Below are 20041 nucleotides of genomic sequence, written 5' to 3' on the forward strand. Positions count from 1 at the left end.
TCGCTTTTTGATGTGTTCAGTATAGTTTGCTTACCACTTTTTATTCAGCACGCGGTCAATACTAAATGCGCCTGGACCGGTGATAGCCAGCAGCAGGAAACCGCCTGCGATGGTCAGGTTTTTCATGAACATCAGAGAGTTCACACCTTCCGCAAAGTTGCTGTGGAAGAGGAACGCCGTCAGCAATGTGAAGCCTGCGGTGAACAGCGCGGTTGTACGGGTCAGGAAACCGAACAGAATTGCCAGACCGCCGCCAAACTCAAGCAGAATCACCAGCGGCAGCATAAATCCTGGGACGCCCATGGCTTCCATGTATTGTTGGGTACCCGCATATCCGGTGATTTTTCCCCAACCTGCGGTAATAAACAGGATTGGCATCAGAATGCGCGCTACCAGTACACCAACATCTTCTAATTTCTTCATCATACTCTCCAGGAAACCACTCAGGCGGCTTATTGTGTTTTTTTGTGCATCGACGCTGCAGAGCGCGTCGTTGCTGTCGATGGAGAGAATCATAAACGTGCTTAATGAGAATTGTTAGCAAGGAAAACTGTCAGTATTTTTCAAAATTTTTGAGGTTGGGGGTAAGGAAAGGATTAGCCGCGCAGTTGCTGCTGTCTGATGGTCGATTTCACCAGACGCCAGATACTCCAGACGCTAAAGCCGCGCTTAGCCCAGCGTACCAGCAGATTCGGGTTGCGGATGGTGCGAACCGCCATAATACTGCTCCCGACCAACACCCAGCCACGCAGGTTCAGTAGCGTCTTCCAGCCACGATCGTAGACCTCGGTGGCTTCCAGCCAGTCGCGGCGAGTAGCAGACAAATCCAGCCGTTGCTGCTGGATCTGTCCAAGCAGTTGCGCCTTACGCTTTTGACGTTCGACTTTGCTGCTCATTATGCATCATCCTCCAGGGCTTGCCTGTCATTAGCGAGTTCCTGGCGTGTATGGCGTAGCAGCGTTGTTTTACGTGCTTTACGCAGCGTCCATATCCCGCCAATCAGCGCTAACAGCAACAGCACAACGGTGGTAGCAATCATGGCGTTCAGGCGGTATTGAGGGTCAATGGCCCAGATGATAAGCACCATCAGGCTCATCAGGCCAAACGCCGCGAACAGCATAGTCAGCCCAAGCATCAGCAGGATCTGGATGAGATTGGCTTTTTCCTCTTCCAGCTCAACGACGGCCAGCCGCAGCCGTGTTTCTACGATCTCAACGAGAATCGTCAGGATCCGCTGTCCAATACCCAGTACGCCTTTGCCTGGACCTTGTGCGTGTTGAGAATCAGCCATTGTTAACGGCGCGACAGCAGTACACCAAGCACCACACCGACTGCAGCGCCAATGCCGACGCCTGTCCATGGGTTTTCGCGCACGTAGTTATCGGCTTTAGCCGCGGCCTCACGGGTCTGTTTGGCAATTACATCGCTGGTTTCACTCAGACGATGGCGGCTCTCGCGCAGCGCATGTTCGGCTTTGCTGCGAATTTTACTCATCTCTTCCTTCGACTTATCGCCAGAGGAGCTAAGTACTTCTTCAAGCGTATCCGCAAGAGATTTCAGCTCAGCGCGCAGGTTTTCCGTAGCATTATCTTTCGACATAGTTTTCTCCAGTTGAGTGGCTAGTTACCGTACTTAGTAATCGCGGGTCTCGAGTTCTTTTAGCTCTTGCTGAGCTTCAGCAAGCTTGTGTTCGCGCTTTGCGATTTTTTCCGCATCGCCTTTTTGCTTAGCTTCGGCTAAGTCACGTTGACGCTCGGCAATCTCATTTTTCTGCTCGGCGATTTTTTTCTGATGGTTAGCGCGCAGTTTGCTGTCAGTACAGTTTGCTCTGACTTCGCTCAGCGCTTTGTTCAGCCCATTGATACGGCTCTGATTGTTGTGTTTTTCGGCATAGCTAATCTCCCGCTGAATGTCTTGTTCTTTTTCCTGACAGAGGGTGGTGGCGTAGCTGCCGGCACTGAGAGCGAAAAGGCTAATTGCCAAAGCGATGCGGTATTTCATTCTTGAACCTTCCATTGTGATTCGACCTCGTCGTTTAGGGTCGATGCTCCAGAATAATAAAGCGTTGGGTCATAAACCCAGTTTATTAATCATAGGCGCTAAACGGTGAAATCACCAAAGTGAGTGATCTAATTCAGATTCCTGGAAATTAACCAAAACGGTGTGGGGTCTCACGTAAGCGGGATAACCACTGAACCGCCTGATTATTATCATCCTGCTGAGCGATAACGAAACCGTGCGGTAACGTTCGATCCAGTACGACCTTCGCCGCTGCGCTCTGTGCACTGGAATCAAAGGTAATCAGCAGGGCGTCATTTTGCGGAGTGATGCTTTTAAAACGAATGCCGTTGGCATCCAGGTGATGCCAGATAGAGAAGCCATCAGGCATGCTGACTCCCTGGTTTACGGCACGAATGGCAAGCGTTGACTCCTGCTGGCGAATGACCGACCAGGTCAGGAGCAACGCGCCGATGAACAACATAAAAGTGGTGGACCAGGCAAGTCGTCGGAGCGTTATGCATGATTTCAGCATAATTTACCCTCGGTTCCCGTATTTCTTTTTCCAAAGAACAACCAGTGAACCTGCCAGACCAAACACCAGTAACACCACAGGAAGCAGCATCAGGCAAGACATCAGTTGATCTTCATATTTGAGAAACACCGGTGTTTTGCCAAGCAGATAGCCCAGCGATGTGAGAATAAGGACCCAAAGCAGTCCGCTCATCCAGTTGAAGAACTGAAAGCGCGCATTGTTCAGGCCGGACAATCCTGCGATGGTCGGCAGTAATGTTCTGACAAACGCGATAAAGCGACCGACCAGCAGCGCAGACAAGCCATGCTTATGGAACAGATGATGCGCACGCTGATGGTAATGTGCAGGAAGATGAGATAACCAGTTTTGCACTGTGCGGGTATTGCCCAACCATCGACCTTGTATATAGCTGAGCCAGCAACCGAGGCTGGCTGCGGTGGTGAGTAGTAGCACCGTTTGCGGAAAACCCATTGCGCCTTTGGCAATAAGTACGCCGACCAGTACCAGCAAACTGTCGCCAGGTAAAAAGGCTGCTGGCAGCAGTCCGTTTTCCAGAAACAAAATGGTAAAGAGTACAAAATAGAGCATGCCAATCATGGAAGGATTGGCCAGCGTTTCAAAATCCTGAGCCCATAAAGCATTTAGTAATTGAGTCAGTAGTTCCATTCAATATTCCTGGAGAATCGGTTGTCGTCATGCCGGTTTTCTGGTTTTTGTAACACCACGATTTTATTAATATTTTTTACATGACTCGCGGTTTGATACAAATTCACGGCCTGAACTATTCCCTGTAAAGTTGTGAAGTTAGCAAGCTCTTAAACACAAAAATTCAAACAGCATCTAATTGTAACAAAGGTCAACGTAGTCCGTTATAGAAATTACGGTTGTTGAACTGTGATTTTGCTTATCGCAATGGAGGGTGGCGAGAGGATTTACACAGGCTGACATTTTATACCTAATGCTTACCAAGTGTCAGAAACAGGCGCGTGGTCGCGCCTGCATTGATAAGATTGTTTATTTTGCGCTGTTAGCCGCTGTATCAAGATGAACGACCGGATTTTCGGTAAATAGATAACGGTCCGCATTGAACTCAAAATCATCGCTGGTTTCGTTAAACAGCATCTGCTTCGTGTTCTCAAGATGCTGCCACATCGCCAGTTTGGCGGCATGAGGATCTTTGCGAATCAGCGCCCGAAGGATCTGGTCATGGTCATCACACCAGTTATCAACCGTGCGCAGGTCGATGTGGTCGTGCAGTTTCTTCCAGTAGGGGTTATGAATGCGCTGAGTCCACATTTTTTCAACAATCGCGGCCAGAGCCGAGTTCTGCGTTGCCAGGGCAACCTGCACATGGAACTGGAGATCCCACTCGGAGTCACGAAAGCTTTTTTCGTTACGTGATTTCTCCTGAATCTCCATCAGCTTCATGATGTCCTGTTTGGTCACCTGGGTGGCGGCAAACTCGGCAATGTTACTCTCAATGAGCTGACGCGCCTGGAGCAGCTCGAAAGGACCGTAGCTGGCAAATTCCAGGTTTTCATCTGGCGCAACATAATGTCTGGGTTGGTTGGAAATGACGTGGATCCCCGATCCTTTGCGCACCTCAACGTAACCCTCTACCTCGAGCATGATAATTGCTTCACGAACCACGGTACGGCTGACATTTTTTTCATCGGCGATAAAGCGCTCGGCAGGGAGTTTGTCACCCACCAGATAGACGCCTTGCTCAATGCGTTCTTTCAGATCAGCTGCAAGTTGTTGGTACAAACGTCGTGGTTCGGTGATTTCCATATGCGCTCCAGGCATGATACGGCAGACTATATTTGTTATACCACTTTTGCGATTACTGCTCCACTCGCGGCGATAAAAAAGCCGCCAGATGACTGGCGGCTTTGCATTATATACCCTTGATGAAAAGCAGCGGGTTAATTTTGCGGAGCGGGATCGCCAGTCTGTGATCCCGAGTCGACCTCGCTGGCCGATTTGTTTTGCAAGACCGTCCAGATAACGAGTGCGCCGAGCAGGTCGAATACCGCCAGTACGGCGAACAGCGGGCTAAAGCCGATAGTGTCAGCCAATGCGCCAACAACCAGTGCAAACAGCGTACTGGCAAGCCAGGCGGACATACCGGTCAGGCCGTTTGCCGTTGCCACTTCATTACGACCAAATACGTCAGAAGAAAGCGTAATCAGCGCACCGGACAGCGCCTGGTGAGCAAAGCCTCCGACGCACAGCAGGGCGATAGCAATGTACGGGCTGGTGAACAGACCAATCATCCCTGGGCCAATCATCAGCAATGCGCCCATGGTGACGACCATTTTACGTGAAACGATCAGGTTAACGCCGAACCAGCGCTGGAACAGCGGCGGTAAGTAGCCCCCAACGATACAGCCCAGGTCAGCAAACAGCATCGGCATCCAGGCAAACATCGCAATCTCTTTCAGGTTAAAGCCGTAGACTTTAAACATGAACAGCGGGATCCAGGCGTTGAAGGTACCCCAGGCCGGCTCTGCCAGGAAACGCGGCAGCGCGATGCCCCAGAACTGGCGGTTACGCAGGATCTGACCGAGCGACATTTTTTTCGAGGTCGCGTTTTTATGCTGTGATTCCTGACCATTCAGAATGTAATCACGTTCTTCATCAGACAGTTTTTTCTGGTCGCGCGGGTGTTTGTAGAACACAAGCCAGCACATCGCCCAGATGAAGCTCAGCGCACCGGAAATAATGAATGCCATCTGCCAGCTGTGCATGACGATTGCCCAGACGACCAGCGGCGGAGCAATCATCGCACCGATAGAAGAGCCGACGTTAAAGTACCCAACGGCAATTGAACGTTCTTTTGCCGGGAACCACTCAGAACTGGCTTTCAAACCCGCAGGGATCATTGCGGCTTCAGCGGCACCTACCGCGCCACGCGCCAGCGCCAGTCCACCCCAACTGCCAGCCAGTGCGGTCGCGCCACAGAAGACGGCCCACAGAACGGCGAACATCGCGTAACCAACTTTTGTGCCGAGCACATCGAGCACGTAGCCGGCAACGGGTTGCATTACGGTGTAAGCAGCAGAATACGCTGCGATGATATAGGAATACTGTTGAGTGGAGATGTGTAACTCTTCCATCAGAGTTGGCGCAGCTGCCGCCACAGTGTTACGTGTCAGGTAACCCAGCACGGTGCCAAGCGTCACCAGTGCAATCATGTACCAACGTAACCCTTTAATTTTACGCATGTAAAACCTCATCGTTTTGTTATGTCCGCGAACGAGCGGTCATCTTCCAGTTCAGGGCGGAGGATGTTCTTTTACGAGGGGGGACCGAAAAAAAGCCGGTACTCCCCGAACTTTGCCATGTCAATAATTGTGCTAATTCGGTTTCCGTACCGGTCAATCCGATGGTGATACATCGGTAATTTGCATTCCGTCGGCTTATGTATCGCGACGGCCAAAAGATAACTTGTCATACAGCTTTAAAAGGTGAGTGCCATCACAAAAGTGTGAATCTTCGTGTGGTCATTATTTCGATTCAGCAAAGCCAGCACTGGCGCGGCTTGACGCGTGATTTACCTCTTTGAGAGTAATTTTTTTGTCACCATTTGTTGATCTAACTCACGAAAATATCTTCTGTGTATGGAAATTGGTGTGATAACTTTGTCAACATCAAAACATAAGCAATCTGACGCACTCGTTGAGAGGAAGACGATAATGACCCCGTTTATGACTGAAGATTTCCTGCTGGACACCGAATTTGCCCGCCGTCTGTACCATGATTACGCCAAAGACCAGCCGATCTTCGATTACCACTGCCATTTACCACCGCAACAAATCGCTGAAAACTACCGTTTTAATAACCTGTATGACATCTGGCTGAAGGGTGATCACTACAAATGGCGTGCGATGCGTACCAATGGCGTCGCTGAGCGCTTGTGTACCGGCGATGCGTCCGATCGCGAGAAGTTTGACGCATGGGCCGCCACGGTTCCGCACACTATCGGTAACCCGCTGTACCACTGGACCCACCTCGAATTACGTCGCCCGTTTGGTATTACAGGTAAGCTGCTTTCTCCTGCGACTGCTGATGAAATCTGGAACCAGTGCAACGAGCTGCTGGCGCAGGATCAATTCTCCGCGCGCGGCATCATGCAGCAGATGAATGTGAAAATGGTCGGCACTACCGATGACCCGATCGACTCTCTGGAGCACCATGCGGCCGTTGCTAAAGACGGAAGCTTTGATGTGAAAGTGCTGCCGAGCTGGCGTCCGGATAAAGCCTTTAACATTGAGCTGGCGACCTTTAATGACTACATGGCGAAGCTCGGTGAAGTGTCTGACACGGATATCCGCCGCTTCAGCGATCTGCAAGCTGCACTGACCAAACGTCTGGATCACTTCGCGGCTCACGGCTGTAAAGTTTCTGACCACGCGCTGGACGTGGTGCTGTTTGCCGAATCTAACGAATCTGAACTGGATAGCATTCTGGCGCGTCGCCTGGCGGGTGAAACCCTGAGTGAGCATGAAGTTGCCCAGTTTAAAACCGCCGTGCTGGTGTTCCTTGGTGCGGAATATGCTCGTCGCGAATGGGTACAGCAGTACCACATCGGCGCGCTGCGTAATAACAACCTGCGCCAGTTCAAACTGTTGGGCGCGGATGTTGGCTTCGACTCCATCAATGACCGTCCGATGGCTGAAGAACTGTCCAAACTGCTGAGCAAGCAGAACGAACAGAACCTGCTGCCGAAAACCATTCTCTACTGCCTGAACCCGCGTGATAACGAAGTGCTGGGCACCATGATCGGCAACTTCCAGGGCGAAGGTATGCCGGGCAAGATGCAGTTCGGTTCCGGTTGGTGGTTCAACGATCAGAAAGACGGGATGGAACGTCAGATGACGCAGCTGGCCCAGCTCGGCCTGCTGAGCCGTTTCGTCGGCATGCTGACCGATAGCCGTAGCTTCCTGTCATACACGCGCCATGAATACTTCCGTCGCATTCTGTGCCAGATGATTGGCCGTTGGGTTGCTGCAGGTGAAGCACCGGCAGATATCCAGTTGTTGGGTGAGATGGTCAGAAATATTTGCTTTAACAATGCGCGTGATTACTTCGCCATTGAACTGAACTAAGGCCCGGGTGAAGGTATGCAATACATCAAGATCCATGCGCTGGATAACGTCGCGGTAGCGCTCGCTGATTTGGCTGAAGGAACCGAAGTCACCGTTGATGGGCAGGCGGTAACCCTGCGTCAGGCGGTCTCTCGTGGCCATAAATTCGCTTTACGCGATATTGCGAAAGGCGAAAACGTCATTAAATACGGTTTGCCAATTGGCCATACGCTGGTGGACGTTGCGGCGGGTGAGCATATTCATGCTCACAACACGCGCACCAATCTGAGCGACCTGGACACGTATAGCTACCACCCTGATTTTCAGGCGGAAGTTGCACAACCGGCGGATCGTGATGTGCAGATCTACCGTCGTGCCAACGGGGATGTTGGCGTGCGCAACGAACTGTGGATCCTACCGACGGTAGGCTGTGTTAACGCCATGGCGCGCCAGATGCAGAACCGTTTTCTGAAAGAGACTAACGACGCCGAAGGAATCGACGGCGTGCATCTCTTCAGCCACACCTACGGCTGTTCACAGCTCGGCGACGACCACATTAACACCCGCACCATGCTGCAAAACATGGTTCGTCACCCGAATGCGGGTGCGGTGCTGGTGGTTGGCCTTGGTTGTGAAAACAACCAGGTTGATGCCTTCCGCGAAACCTTAGGCGAGTACGATCCTGAGCGCGTTCACTTCATGGTCTGCCAACATCAGGAAGACGAAGTGGAAGCGGGGATTGAACATCTTCACCAGTTGTACAACGTGATGCGTAACGATAAGCGTGAGCCGGGTAAGCTGGGCGAGCTGAAGTTTGGTCTGGAATGCGGCGGCTCTGACGGCCTGTCTGGTATTACCGCCAACCCGATGCTGGGGCGTTTTTCTGACTACGTGATTGCCAACGGCGGCACCACCGTACTGACCGAAGTACCGGAAATGTTCGGCGCCGAGCAACTGCTGATGGACCACTGCCGCGATGAAGAAACCTTTGGCAAGCTGGTCACCATGGTCAATGACTTCAAGCAGTACTTCATTGCTCACGACCAGCCGATCTACGAGAACCCATCGCCGGGTAACAAAGCTGGCGGTATCACCACGCTTGAAGATAAATCTCTCGGCTGCACGCAAAAAGCAGGCTCCAGCCAGGTGGTGGACGTACTGCGCTACGGCGAACGTCTGAAGACGCATGGTCTGAATCTACTGAGCGCACCGGGTAACGATGCGGTGGCGACCAGTGCCCTGGCGGGCGCGGGCTGTCATATGGTGCTGTTCAGTACCGGTCGCGGTACACCTTACGGTGGTTTTGTGCCGACGGTGAAAATTGCCACCAACAGCGAGCTGGCGGCGAAGAAAAAGCACTGGATCGATTTTGACGCTGGACAGTTGATCCATGGTAAAGCGATGCCGCAGTTACTGGAAGAATTTGTCGATACCATCGTCGATTTTGCCAACGGCAAGCAAACCTGCAACGAGCGGAATGATTTTAGAGAGTTAGCGATATTTAAAAGCGGCGTAACGTTGTAGTAAATACCTGATGGTACCTGCATACAGGTCTGCGCAAACCGTAGGCCTGATAAGCGCAGCGCCATCAGGCACAAACCGTTGCCGGATGGCGGCGAACTCGCCTTATCCGGCCTACGAGATAGAATTGGGGTTGCTTGCATGACCGCGTATTGGCTGGCCCAGGGCGTAGGTGTCATCGCCTTTCTGATCGGCATTACCACCTTTTTCAATCGCGATGAGCGCCGGTTCCGGCTGCAACTCGCTGTCTATAGCGCCACCATCGGCGTGCATTTTTTCCTGATGGGTGCCTGGCCTGCGGGAATGAGCGCAGAACTCAACACCATCCGCACACTTGTCTCAATGCATACCCGCAAACTGTGGGTAATGACCGTTTTTATTGTCCTCACCCTGGTTCTCGGGCTGGCGAAATTACAGCATGCGATGGAGCTGTTGCCGATAATTGGCACGCTGGCCAGCACCTGGGCGCTGTTTCGCTGCAAAGGGTTAACCGTGCGCTGCGTCATGTGGTGCGCAACTGCCTGTTGGGTTATCCATAATTTCTGGCTGGGATCGATTGGTGGGACGATGATCGAAGGGAGTTTTCTGGTGATGAACGGCCTGAACATTATTCGCTTCAGGCGGATGCAAAAACGCGGAATTGATCCGTTCAAAATTGAAAAAAGCGTACAAGAAGAGAACCCCTCCGCCCGATGACGGAGGGGCGTAGGGATTAGCCGCGCAGGGCGTTATTTGCCAGACGCTCGTCTTCTGCCTGGCAGGCTGCAGCGGTAAACAGGACGTCTGTAGAAGAGTTCAACGCCGTTTCACATGAGTCCTGCAATACGCCGATGATAAAGCCAACGGCAACAACCTGCATGGCGATGTCATTCGGGATACCGAACATGTTGCACGCCAGCGGGATCAGCAGCAGAGAACCGCCGGCCACGCCCGATGCACCACAGGCACACAGCGAAGCCACCACGCTCAGTAACAGCGCAGTCGGTAAATCAACCGGAACACCCAGCGTATTCACCGCCGCCAGCGTTAGTACGGTAATGGTGATCGCCGCGCCCGCCATATTGATGGTGGCTCCAAGCGGAATAGACACCGAATAGGTATCACGATCCAGATTCAGCTTCTCACACAGTGCCATGTTCACCGGAATATTTGCCGCCGAACTGCGGGTAAAGAAGGCATACACGCCACTTTCACGCAGACAGGCCAGCACCAGCGGGTACGGGTTACGGCGAATTTTCCAGAAGACCAGCAGCGGGTTGACCACAAACGCCACCAGCAGCATACAGCCTACCAGTACGGTCAGCAGTTGGGCGTAGCCCCAAAGCGTTGCGAAACCGGTGGTTGCCAGCGTGGAGGAGACCAGACCAAAGATACCGATTGGCGCGAAACGAATCACCAGTTTCACCATAAAGGTGACGGCGTTGGACATATCATTGACCAGATTTTTGGTCGTTTCATTACCGTGGCGCAGTGCAAAGCCCAGACCAACGGCCCATACCAGAATACCGATATAGTTAGCGTTAAGCAGGGCATCAACTGGGTTAGAAACCATGCTCATCAGCAGGCCGCGCATCACTTCAACAATCCCGGACGGCGGTACGATATCCCCCGCGCTGCTGGAAAGATGCAGTGTTGATGGGAAAGCAAAGCTGAAGACAACGGCGGTTAATGCCGCTGAAAATGTTCCGAGCAGGTAGAGGAACAGAATGGGGCGGATATTGGTTTTTTGCCCGTGCTGGTGGTTGGCGATAGAAGCCATCACCAGCATCAGAACCAGAATTGGCGCGACGGCTTTTAATGCGCCGACGAACAGCGTACCCAGCAAACCAACGGCTTCAGCCGCAGGTTTTGACACCAGTGCCAGTAAAATCCCCAGTACCAAACCGATCAAAATTTGTTTAACCAGGCTCCCTTGCGCCAAACGCGAGAGTAGCCCCGATGAACGTTGCGTAGTCATGTAGTAATCCTTTCATTGTGTTGTTGCCTTACCTTTGTGCGTTCTGTTGACGCATCTTTCAGGATCGGGCAAATGTTTGCATGGCTGAGTATAAGGAAAGAACAGGGTTCTGGAAGCGAAATATCCTGGATTCCGCGTTGAGATCATATTTTATAACTTTGACTTAACATTATTTTGACATGATAAACAAAAAGCCCGACGCACGCAGTGTGCTGTCGGGCTTTTCAGCTAGCAGATGAAACTTACTGTATTTGCTGCTTTTTATCGTGCTGGTGGTTGACCCACGCGTTCACAATCAGCGTCACAAACAGAATGCCAAATACCACGCCTAACGAGATAGCGATCGGGATATGGTAGAAATCGACGATCAGCATCTTAATACCGATAAACACCAAAATGACCGACAAGCCGTACTTCAGCATGGAGAAACGCTCCGCCACGCCCGCCAGCAGGAAGTACATCGCACGCAGACCCAAAATAGCAAACAGGTTCGAGGTCAGCACGATGAACGGGTCGGTGGTCACGGCAAAGATAGCCGGAATACTGTCGACGGCAAAAATCACATCGCTCAGCTCAACCAGAATCAACACCAGCATCAGCGGCGTAACAAACAGCAGGCCGTTTTTACGCACGAAGAATTTTTCATCTTCGATGGTATCGGTCATGCGCAAATGACCGCGCAGCCAGCGTACTAACGGTCTGTCGCCAATACCGGAGGCATCTTCTTTCGCCAGCGCCATCTTCACGCCGGTAAACAACAGGAACGCGCCGAACACGTATAACAGCCACTCAAACTGGGTGATAAGCCAGCTGCCCGCGAAGATCATGATCGTACGCAGCACAATCGCACCCAGCACGCCATACACCAGTACCCGACGCTGCAACGCAGGCGGCACGGAGAAGTAGCTGAAGAGCATCAACCAGACAAAGACGTTATCTACAGCCAGCGATTTTTCGATCAAATAGCCGGTAAGGAACGCCAGCGCCTGTGGGTCGGCAACGGCTCGCCCCTGGGTTTCCGCCAGGTACCACCAGAAGGCAGCGTTAAACAGTAACGACAGCGTTACCCAGACGATTGACCAGGCCGCAGCCTGCTTCATTGACATCGTATGCGCGCCACGACGCCCCTGCAACAGCAGGTCGATGGCCAGCATAATTACCACTACGACAGCGAAGCCACCCCATAACAACGGTGTGCCGACAGTATTCATTGTATTTCCCCATGCATAAAAAAAACGGCCAACGCCGAATGACGTTAGCCGCTGCTTTTTATGCATAGACCTTGCCATTCGGCAAGGTCTCACTTACAACAACAAAGGAATACGGTGGCGTATTCCTTTGTTATCGCCCGGTGACCGGATGTGGTTTTTCACACATCGTAATGACGATCAACCGACAACGAAGTTACTCCCCTTTGCGGGTTACAAAATATTACAGGCCATGCTTTCAGTCAATGGCCTGCAACATTCGTTTTACACACCTTTACGCAGTCAGCGATGTTTCCGCTTCGTCTGCCGGGAAAACCACGCCGGTCTGGCGGCGAATCTCCGTTTGCAGTTTGGCGGTAATACGGCTGACGGCCAGTGCCGGGTGATCCACTTCGCCGGATTCAACCAAATGGGCAAAAGCCTCTGCCTCATACAGCATAGTATTGATGTGCTGAGGCGTCGTCAGATCCTGCGTTTTCCCCCCGCGTGGCACGAAGCACACCTTTTGGCATTCGGAGATATGCTCGATGACCAGCGATCCCGACTCGCCCTGAATTTCACTGGCTAATACCGAGTCGCTTACTTTTGAGTGCTGGAGAGTAACGCTGAAATCACCGTAATTCAGCACCACCACGCCGTGGGCATCCACGCCGCTTTCCAGCAGGCTGGCGCTGGCCTGAACGCTCAGCGGTTCGCCCCACAGCGCAACCGCTGAGGCCAGGCAGTAAAAACCGATATCCATAATCGAGCCATTGGAGAATGCCGGATTAAACGTGTTCGGATTTTCACCGTCCAGATAGCGCTGGTAACGCGAGGAGTACTGGCAGTAATTGATAAACGCTTTCCTGATTTTTCCTACTCTGGGTAGTGATTGCTGTAACTGCAGGAAATTAGGCAGGTAGGCGGTTTTAAACGCTTCAAACAGCACGACCTGATTCTCACGCGCGCAGGCGATAGCGGCTTCGGCTTGCGCCAGATTGGAGGCCAGCGGCTTTTCGCAAATAACATGCTTTTTGTGCCGCAAAAACAGCTCGGTCTGAGGGAAATGCAAAGAGTTTGGACTGGCTATGTAGACGGCGTCGATCGCCTCGCTTTGCGCCATCGCTTCCAGCGAGGTAAACAGATGTTCGACAGGGTAATCGTTGGCGAAGGTCTGCGCCTGCTCAAGGCTACGAGAATAGACTGCGGTTAACTTATATTTGCCGGTTTCATGGGCGGCATCGACAAACTGGCGGGTGATCCAGTTTGTGCCAATTACTGCGAAACGTATCATAAAGGCCTTCAGGCTGCGAAAAGGGATTCTTTCGTCAATTTAGCATGCCCTGAAGACAAAGCCAGTGCGCGACTACGCAGTTTGCTTTAACGATTGTTGCGTTAACCACAGGCGGGTATCGAACTCCAGTTGATGATACTGAGGCTCCATATGACAGCAAAGCTGGTAAAACGCTTTGTCGTGCTCTTTTTCCTTCAGATGCGCCAGTTCATGAACGACGATCATGCGTAAAAAGGGTTCTGGGGCGCTGCGAAACACGGTGGCGACGCGGATCTCCGCTTTGGCTTTGAGCTTACCGCCCTGCACGCGAGAGACGGCGGTATGCAGCCCCAACGCATTCTTCAGAACGTGGATCTTGCTGTCATACATGACTTTATTCAGCGGAGGGGCGTTACGCAGAAACTGATTTTTCAGATCCTGGGTATATTGCCAGAGCGCTTTGTCAGTCGCGAAGTCATGCGTACCCGGATAGCGCTTCTCCAGCACTGCGCCCAGGCGCTGCTCAGCAATCAGCGTTCTCACTTGAGAAAGCAAATGTTCCGGGTAGCCCTGGAGGTAAGTTAGTTGGTTCATTCATGTCCACGCAAATCATAAAAGTGTATACTCACGCACCCTTTTCAGGGATACGCCGAAATTTTACCATTCAGGAGGGCCGATGAGCCACATAGACAACGGTTTCCGTTCGCTGTCACTTAAACGTTTCCCGGAAACGGATGACGTTAACCCGCTGCTGGCGTGGGAAGCTGCAGATGAATATCTGCTGCAACAGCTGGACGATACCGAGATTAGCGGCCCGGTGCTGATCCTGAATGATACCTTCGGCGCGCTGGGCTGTGCGCTGGCGGAACATACGCCGTACAGCATCGGCGATTCCTATCTTAGCGAGCTTGCCACGCGCGAGAACCTGCGTCACAACGATATTGCCGAGTCGAGCGTCAAGTTCCTCGACAGTACCGCTGACTATCCGCAGGCGCCGGGCGTGGTGCTGATTAAGCTGCCAAAAACCATGGCGCTGCTGGAGCAGCAACTGCGTGCGCTGCGCGAAGTGGTAACGCCAGAAACGCGCATCATCGCCGGGGCAAAAGCGCGTGATGTACATACCTCGACGCTGGAACTGTTTGAAAAAGTGCTGGGTCCAACCACCACTACGCTGGCGTGGAAAAAAGCCCGATTGATCAACTGTACGTTCAGCAAACCGGAGCTGGCCGCTGCCTCACAGACGCTAAGCTGGAAGCTGGAAGGCACCGACTGGACTATCCATAACCACGCCAACGTCTTCTCCCGTACCGGGCTGGATATCGGCGCGCGCTTTTTTATCGAGCATCTGCCGGAAAACCTTGAAGGGGAGATTGTTGATCTCGGCTGCGGCAACGGCGTCATCGGTGTGACGCTGCTGGCGAAAAACCCAGAAGCCAGTGTGGTATTTGTTGATGAATCGCCAATGGCGGTGGCTTCAAGCCGCCTGAACGTGGAAAGTAACATGCCTGAAGCGCTGGATCGCTGCGAGTTTATGATTAACAACGCGCTGTCTGGCGTCGAACCGTTCCGCTTTAACGCTGTGCTGTGCAACCCACCGTTCCACCAGAAGCACGCGCTGACGGATAACATTGCCTGGGAAATGTTCCACCACGCCCGTCGCTGCCTGAAAATCAACGGTGAGCTGTATATTGTGGCTAACCGTCACCTCGACTACTTCCACAAGCTGAAGAAGATTTTCGGCAACTGCGTAACCATCGCCACCAATAATAAATTCGTGGTGCTGAAAGCGGTCAAAACCGGTCGCCGTCGGTAATAGCGGGTGCCGGATGCGGCTAACGCCTTATCCGGCCTACGAAATACATCCTGTTAAATTTCCAGTGCCAGCCTGGTGCCTTGCGCAATAGCGCGTCGGGCATCCAGTTCCATCGCCACATCGCAGCCGCCGATCAGATGCACCGTTTTACCTGCCGCGTGCAGCGGATCGACCAGCTCACGGCGCGGCTCTTGTCCGGCACAAATCACCACGTTATCCACGTTAAAGATCACCTGTTCACCGTTCAACACAACGTGTAACCCATCATCATCAATCTTCTGATAGCTGACTGCCGGGATCATTTTCACGCCGCGTGAGAGCAGGGTGGCGCGATGGATCCAGCCCGTCGTTTTACCTAAACCTTGCCCCGGTTTGCTGGCTTTTCGCTGTAACATCACTATCTGGCGCGGGCTGCGGGATAAGTGCGGGCCTTCCGGGCGTAAGCCGCCAGGCTGTTGCAGGCTGGTGTCGATCCCCCATTCCACGCAGAACTCCGCAATGTTCTGGCTGGTGGGTTCACCGGGCTGACTCAGATACATTGCGGTATCAAAACCGATCCCGCCGCAGCCCACGATCGCCACGCGTTTACCCACTGGCGTCTTATCGCGCAGAACGTCGAGATAGCTCAGCACTTTAGGATGATCGATCCCCTCGATCGGCGGCATGCGTGGCTCGATCCCACTGGCAAGGATCACTTCGTCGAAGGAGTGCAGATCGTGTGCGCTGACAAAGTGATTCAGCTTCAGGGTCACGCCAGTCACGTCGATCATCCGGCGGTAGTAGCGCAGGGTTTCATAAAATTCTTCTTTGCCGGGGATCTGTTTGGCGATATTAAACTGCCCGCCAATCTCGCCATGTGCGTCAAACAGCGTCACGTGATGCCCGCGCGCTGCGGCATTAATGGCGAAGGCGAGGCCCGCAGGACCCGCACCGACAACCGCCAGGTTCTTTGGCACAGCTGCCGCAACGATCGGCATTTTGGTTTCATGGCAGGCGCGCGGATTGACCAGGCAAGAGGTGACTTTGCCGACGAAGATCTGATCCAGACAGGCCTGGTTACAGCCGATACAGGTGTTGATCTCATCCGCTCGTCCGGTTTGCGCTTTTGACAGCAGTTCGGCATCGGCGAGGAACGGACGGGCCATCGACACCATATCGGCATCGCCACGGGCCAGAATGTCATCGGCGACCTGGGGATCGTTAATGCGGTTGGTGGTGACCAGTGGGATTGTCACATGCCCTTTTAGCTTACGCGTCACCCAACTAAACGCGCCGCGCGGTACCGGGGTAGCGATAGTGGGAATACGCGCCTCATGCCAGCCAATACCGGTGTTAATAATGGTGGCCCCCGCGGCTTCTATAGCCTGCGCCAGTTGAACGGTTTCGTCGAAGGTTCCGCCGTTTTCCACCAGATCGAGCATCGACAGGCGGAAGATAATAATAAAGTCATTCCCGGCACGCTGACGTACCGCTCGCACCACCTCAACGGCAAACCGCATGCGGTTGGCATACTCACCACCCCATTGGTCATCGCGCTGGTTGGTACGCAGGGTCAGGAATTCGTTGATGAGATACCCTTCCGACCCCATCACTTCCACGCCATCGTAGCCCGCTTCCCGCGCCAGCTGTGCGCAGTGGGCAAAATCTTCAATCAACTGCAGCACTTCATCGTGCGTTAATTCATGTGGCGTAAAGCGGTTAATGGGTGCCTGAATAGCAGAAGGCGCCACCAGATGCGGCTGGTAGCTGTAACGTCCGGTATGCAGGATTTGCAGGGCGATTTTGCCGCCTTCGTCATGCACGGCATCGGTAATCACGCGATGGTGAGCAAGCTGGCTGGTGTCGTTCAGCATCGCACCGCCTTCCATCCCCACGCCGGAAAGCGCAGGCGCAATACCTCCGCTCACAATTAACGCTACGCCGTGACGAGCGCGCTCGGCGTAGAACGCGGCCAGCCGTTCTGCACCATCAGGATACTCTTCCAGCCCGGTATGCATTGAACCCATCAGCACGCGGTTTTTAAGCGTGGTGAAGCCTAAATCGAGCGGGGCGAACAGCGACGGATAGCTCATAAAGGTGTCCAGTATGTAAAATTATTGTTATGTGGTCGGATGAGTTAATAATTTAGCCGTCGCCGCGTAAAAGGGAAAAGGGGAATGCCGTGATTGTGATGGGATTCAAAAAAGGAGTGGAGCCAGAGGACGAATATGCCGGATATCGGTGCAAGCACCTAATCCGGCCTGTGAAAATGTGTCTTTGTAGGCCGGATAAGCGAAGCGCCATCCGGCGTTATGTCACAGATTACTGTTTTTTAAGAAAATCGTTATACAGCATATAGAGATGCGCCGCGCTCCAGGAGAAATTCGGTGCGCCCTGCTGTGCGCCGGTCAGCGGGTTATAGTTTTCCTGAATCGGACCGTCAGCGGTGAGGCCTTTGGCGTGGCTGAAGAAGGTATCCGCCAGTTTTAACGCGTCATCGCGATAGCCGTAACGCTCCATCCCTTTTAGCCCGAACCAGAACTGATCCACCCAGACGCGCCCGCGCCAGTATATATCCGCACCAAAAGCCGGGTTGGTCAGCGCCGCTGTGCCAAGTGGGACAAAGGTGTTGAACTCTTTGGGGTCGAGCATCACCTTAACCACTGCGTCCGCATGGGGCTGTGTTGCTGCGCCGTTAAACAGCGGCGACCAGCCTTCCGGCCCTTTGCCACGTTCGACGATCGGTTCACCCGCGCAGCCGTTTGCCAGCGGTTGGTCCTCAATACGAACGTCATAAAAGAATTTTGTTGCCGGGTCGAACATGCAGGTGTTGATGTAATCTGCGAGGTTTTGCGCCAGTTGGCGATAGCGCTGCGCCTCTTGGTGTTTGCCGAGCAGGGTTGCCATCTGCGCCAGATAATGGTTGTCGCTGTACATGTAGCTGGCCTGATCGACTGACTCCTGCAACAGCGAGTAACCCAGCAAATTACCGTCTTTACTGCGATTTTCGGCAAATTTCACCACCCAGTCGCTGCGTTTTCCACCACCCGCGACGTATTTATCCAGTTGATCTTTATCGATAAAACCGAATACAGCCGCATCGTCACGACCGGACTCCCACGAGGCGGCAACCTGCGCTGGGATCTCCAGGCTGTCATACTGACCCTTATCGATCACGGTGGCGTAGTTGTTAAGCCCGGAGAGCGTTTCTTCCTTGTCGCCTTTTTTCACCGTAAACAACATTTCGCCGCGGTCAGTATTGTGGGCTTTATCGCGGGTAGCGCCGTATTCCGGCACGCCGTTGCCGTTATGATCGCGGTTACGCAGCCACCAGTCGTGATACGCAACCAGCTTTGGATACATCTCTTCGAGCCAGGCCTTGTCTTTGGTGACGTTGTAGACCTCCATCACCGACCAGGCTGCCAGGCTGGGTTTGGTGTTGCGCTCGTTCCAGTTACCGCCGTCGCCGCCGCGTTCCGGGCTGAGATTCCAGGCAATCAGGTCGGGAATGAATCCGGCATCCTGCGGGCGAACCGGATCACCGGGTTTAACCTGCCATGAAAAGACGGCGCGAATATTCTCTTTGGCGATCTCCGGGTTAAAGTGCGCCATAGCGAAGGCCTGCTTCCAGGTGTCCCACGGCCAGGTTTGGTTGCCGGAGAACCAGCGGCCGGTGACCGATGGCGTCACGGTATTGTGTTTTACCGCACCGCCTGGCGAGCGCCAGTTGCCGTTTAGCGTTTCAATAGCTTTTACCGCGACCCGGGTTTGTTCCGTTGTGGCATCCGGGTTGGTTAAGCCTTTTTGCAGATAATCTGCCCAGCGCTTTTGTGATGCAGCAAGATACCAGGCCGGGCGCGCCAGAATATCGCGGATCTGCGGCTGCTCTTTCGCTACATCCTCGGCGGTAAGCAGATGAGACCAGGTGGTGTAAATAGTTGTCGAACCGCTGATATGGGCCTTCCCCGTAAAGCGATGACCGTTAACCGTGGTTTTCATAGCGACAGATTTGTGCACCTGATACTCCGACTCACCGGAGGTGAGCAGATCCCAGGTTGAGCGCACTTTGCCGAAGGTGACTTTCAGACCGTCGTGCGTGGCGGTGATTTTGCGCTGATAGCCAGGGAATTCGCTATCAATGGTTTTATCCGACAGCGCTTTTCCCTCTTTGGCTTCCAGTTTCTCCAGCAGCTCGCCGTCCCACACCAGATCCAGCGGCGTGTTGCTGGTGATTTTGGTTTCCAGCAGCGAGGTGCGCGGGCTGGCAAAACGCAGCGTCATCTCTATTTGCACATGCTTAGATGACAGCTTTTGCACCAGCGCGCCGGGAATGCTGTAGGCCTCAAGCGCAAAATCGACCTTTTTACCGTGCTGGTACACCGTCAGACGGTCAAAATTATTGGCCATAAAATTGATGTATTCTTCGGTCAGCAACGCCACGCCTGGAAAGCCGCCCATCGTTGCAGGGCCGTCCGGGAGCAAATGACCGTGCCAGGCGCCAAGATCGAAAAATGGATTAAAGCGCTGGTGGTCGTCGTGATCGTAGTCATGCATGTAGCCCGGCGCACCGGTGCGATTAATGATGTTTTTAAAGTCGTTAGCACTGGTGGCATATGCGGAGAAGTTCATCAGCAGGATACAGGCCAGCGGCGTAAGAATAGGTTTCATGTTCATGGTATTCCGGTCCT

Annotated in this window: 19 protein-coding genes; 4 read left to right on the plus strand and 15 right to left on the minus strand. The window is 53.2% G+C overall.

Features of this window, described 5'->3' with window-relative positions; translation table 11 throughout:
• Nucleotides 1–30 precede the first annotated feature (30 nt).
• The 9 genes from OGX96_RS04290 to OGX96_RS04330 all read right to left on the minus strand — a co-directional run bounded on the left by OGX96_RS04290 (nucleotide 31) and on the right by OGX96_RS04330 (nucleotide 5760).
• Entirely contained in the window at nucleotides 31–423 is a 393-nt protein-coding gene (locus OGX96_RS04290; protein WP_003024847.1) for a DoxX family protein, read from the minus strand.
• 173 nt (nucleotides 424–596) lie between these two features.
• The gene (locus OGX96_RS04295) at nucleotides 597–896 is read right to left on the minus strand and encodes a YqjK-like family protein (RefSeq protein WP_003828569.1); all 300 of its coding nucleotides are present in this window, start codon (nucleotides 894–896) and stop codon (nucleotides 597–599) included.
• Nucleotides 896–1291 carry a phage holin family protein gene (locus OGX96_RS04300; RefSeq protein ID WP_003828567.1) on the minus strand — a complete coding sequence of 132 codons (396 nt, stop codon included), beginning with the start codon at nucleotides 1289–1291 and terminating at the stop codon, nucleotides 896–898. Before OGX96_RS04300 ends, OGX96_RS04295 begins: the two co-directional genes overlap by 1 nt.
• Before the next feature lie 2 nt (nucleotides 1292–1293).
• Nucleotides 1294–1599 (minus strand): ElaB/YgaM/YqjD family protein, encoded by a 306-nt coding sequence (locus OGX96_RS04305; protein ID WP_003024832.1) that lies wholly within the window; start codon nucleotides 1597–1599, stop codon nucleotides 1294–1296.
• 33 nt (nucleotides 1600–1632) lie between these two features.
• A complete protein-coding gene (locus tag OGX96_RS04310; protein ID WP_103284684.1) occupies nucleotides 1633–2001 on the minus strand; it encodes a DUF1090 domain-containing protein in 369 nt (122 codons plus the stop codon).
• Between the two features lie 148 nt (nucleotides 2002–2149).
• Nucleotides 2150–2518: an EnvZ/OmpR regulon moderator MzrA gene (gene mzrA, locus OGX96_RS04315; protein WP_172111181.1), complete on the minus strand. Its 369-nt coding sequence runs from the start codon at nucleotides 2516–2518 to the stop codon at nucleotides 2150–2152.
• 18 nt (nucleotides 2519–2536) lie between these two features.
• A complete protein-coding gene (gene yqjA, locus OGX96_RS04320) occupies nucleotides 2537–3199 on the minus strand; it encodes a DedA family general envelope maintenance protein YqjA (RefSeq protein WP_003828561.1) in 663 nt (220 codons plus the stop codon).
• A 348-nt stretch (nucleotides 3200–3547) separates the two neighbouring features.
• Nucleotides 3548–4324, minus strand: coding sequence for a transcriptional regulator ExuR (gene exuR, locus OGX96_RS04325; protein ID WP_003828559.1), 777 nt, complete (start codon nucleotides 4322–4324; stop codon nucleotides 3548–3550).
• Between the two features lie 134 nt (nucleotides 4325–4458).
• A complete protein-coding gene (locus tag OGX96_RS04330; RefSeq protein WP_003828557.1) occupies nucleotides 4459–5760 on the minus strand; it encodes an MFS transporter in 1302 nt (433 codons plus the stop codon).
• 471 nt (nucleotides 5761–6231) lie between these two features.
• Between OGX96_RS04330 and uxaC the strand changes: the two genes are divergently transcribed.
• The 3 genes from uxaC (at nucleotide 6232) to OGX96_RS04345 (ending at nucleotide 9840) form a co-directional block, all read left to right on the plus strand.
• A complete protein-coding gene (gene uxaC / locus OGX96_RS04335; RefSeq protein ID WP_048236818.1) occupies nucleotides 6232–7644 on the plus strand; it encodes a glucuronate isomerase in 1413 nt (470 codons plus the stop codon).
• Between the two features lie 15 nt (nucleotides 7645–7659).
• Nucleotides 7660–9147, plus strand: a complete 1488-nt coding sequence (locus OGX96_RS04340; RefSeq protein WP_008785871.1) for a UxaA family hydrolase — start codon at nucleotides 7660–7662, stop codon at nucleotides 9145–9147.
• A gap of 138 nt (nucleotides 9148–9285) precedes the next feature.
• Nucleotides 9286–9840, plus strand: a complete 555-nt coding sequence (locus OGX96_RS04345) for a YgjV family protein (RefSeq protein ID WP_008785870.1) — start codon at nucleotides 9286–9288, stop codon at nucleotides 9838–9840.
• A 16-nt stretch (nucleotides 9841–9856) separates the two neighbouring features.
• Here OGX96_RS04345 and sstT read toward each other — a convergent pair whose 3' ends face one another.
• From sstT to OGX96_RS04365, 4 genes are all read right to left on the minus strand, one after another.
• Nucleotides 9857–11101 (minus strand): serine/threonine transporter SstT, encoded by a 1245-nt coding sequence (gene sstT / locus OGX96_RS04350; protein ID WP_103284687.1) that lies wholly within the window; start codon nucleotides 11099–11101, stop codon nucleotides 9857–9859.
• 242 nt (nucleotides 11102–11343) lie between these two features.
• Nucleotides 11344–12312, minus strand: a complete 969-nt coding sequence (locus OGX96_RS04355; RefSeq protein ID WP_003828551.1) for a TerC family protein — start codon at nucleotides 12310–12312, stop codon at nucleotides 11344–11346.
• A gap of 271 nt (nucleotides 12313–12583) precedes the next feature.
• On the minus strand, nucleotides 12584–13582 hold the full coding sequence (locus OGX96_RS04360; RefSeq protein WP_048225663.1) for a Gfo/Idh/MocA family protein: 999 nt from the start codon (nucleotides 13580–13582) through the stop codon (nucleotides 12584–12586).
• A 72-nt stretch (nucleotides 13583–13654) separates the two neighbouring features.
• On the minus strand, nucleotides 13655–14155 hold the full coding sequence (locus tag OGX96_RS04365) for a M48 metallopeptidase family protein (protein ID WP_008785867.1): 501 nt from the start codon (nucleotides 14153–14155) through the stop codon (nucleotides 13655–13657).
• A gap of 82 nt (nucleotides 14156–14237) precedes the next feature.
• Here OGX96_RS04365 and rlmG point away from each other — a divergent pair, with 82 nt between their 5' ends.
• On the plus strand, nucleotides 14238–15374 hold the full coding sequence (gene rlmG / locus OGX96_RS04370; protein ID WP_286582303.1) for a 23S rRNA (guanine(1835)-N(2))-methyltransferase RlmG: 1137 nt from the start codon (nucleotides 14238–14240) through the stop codon (nucleotides 15372–15374).
• A gap of 53 nt (nucleotides 15375–15427) precedes the next feature.
• Here rlmG and OGX96_RS04375 read toward each other — a convergent pair whose 3' ends face one another.
• Both OGX96_RS04375 and ygjK read right to left on the minus strand, forming a co-directional pair.
• Nucleotides 15428–17446, minus strand: a complete 2019-nt coding sequence (locus tag OGX96_RS04375) for an oxidoreductase (protein WP_191226752.1) — start codon at nucleotides 17444–17446, stop codon at nucleotides 15428–15430.
• Between the two features lie 229 nt (nucleotides 17447–17675).
• Nucleotides 17676–20027 (minus strand): alpha-glucosidase, encoded by a 2352-nt coding sequence (gene ygjK / locus OGX96_RS04380; protein ID WP_286582305.1) that lies wholly within the window; start codon nucleotides 20025–20027, stop codon nucleotides 17676–17678.
• Nucleotides 20028–20041 lie beyond the last annotated feature (14 nt).

The sequence above is a fragment of the Citrobacter sp. Cpo100 genome, from assembly GCF_030332595.1.
GTDB lineage: Bacteria > Pseudomonadota > Gammaproteobacteria > Enterobacterales > Enterobacteriaceae > Citrobacter > Citrobacter portucalensis.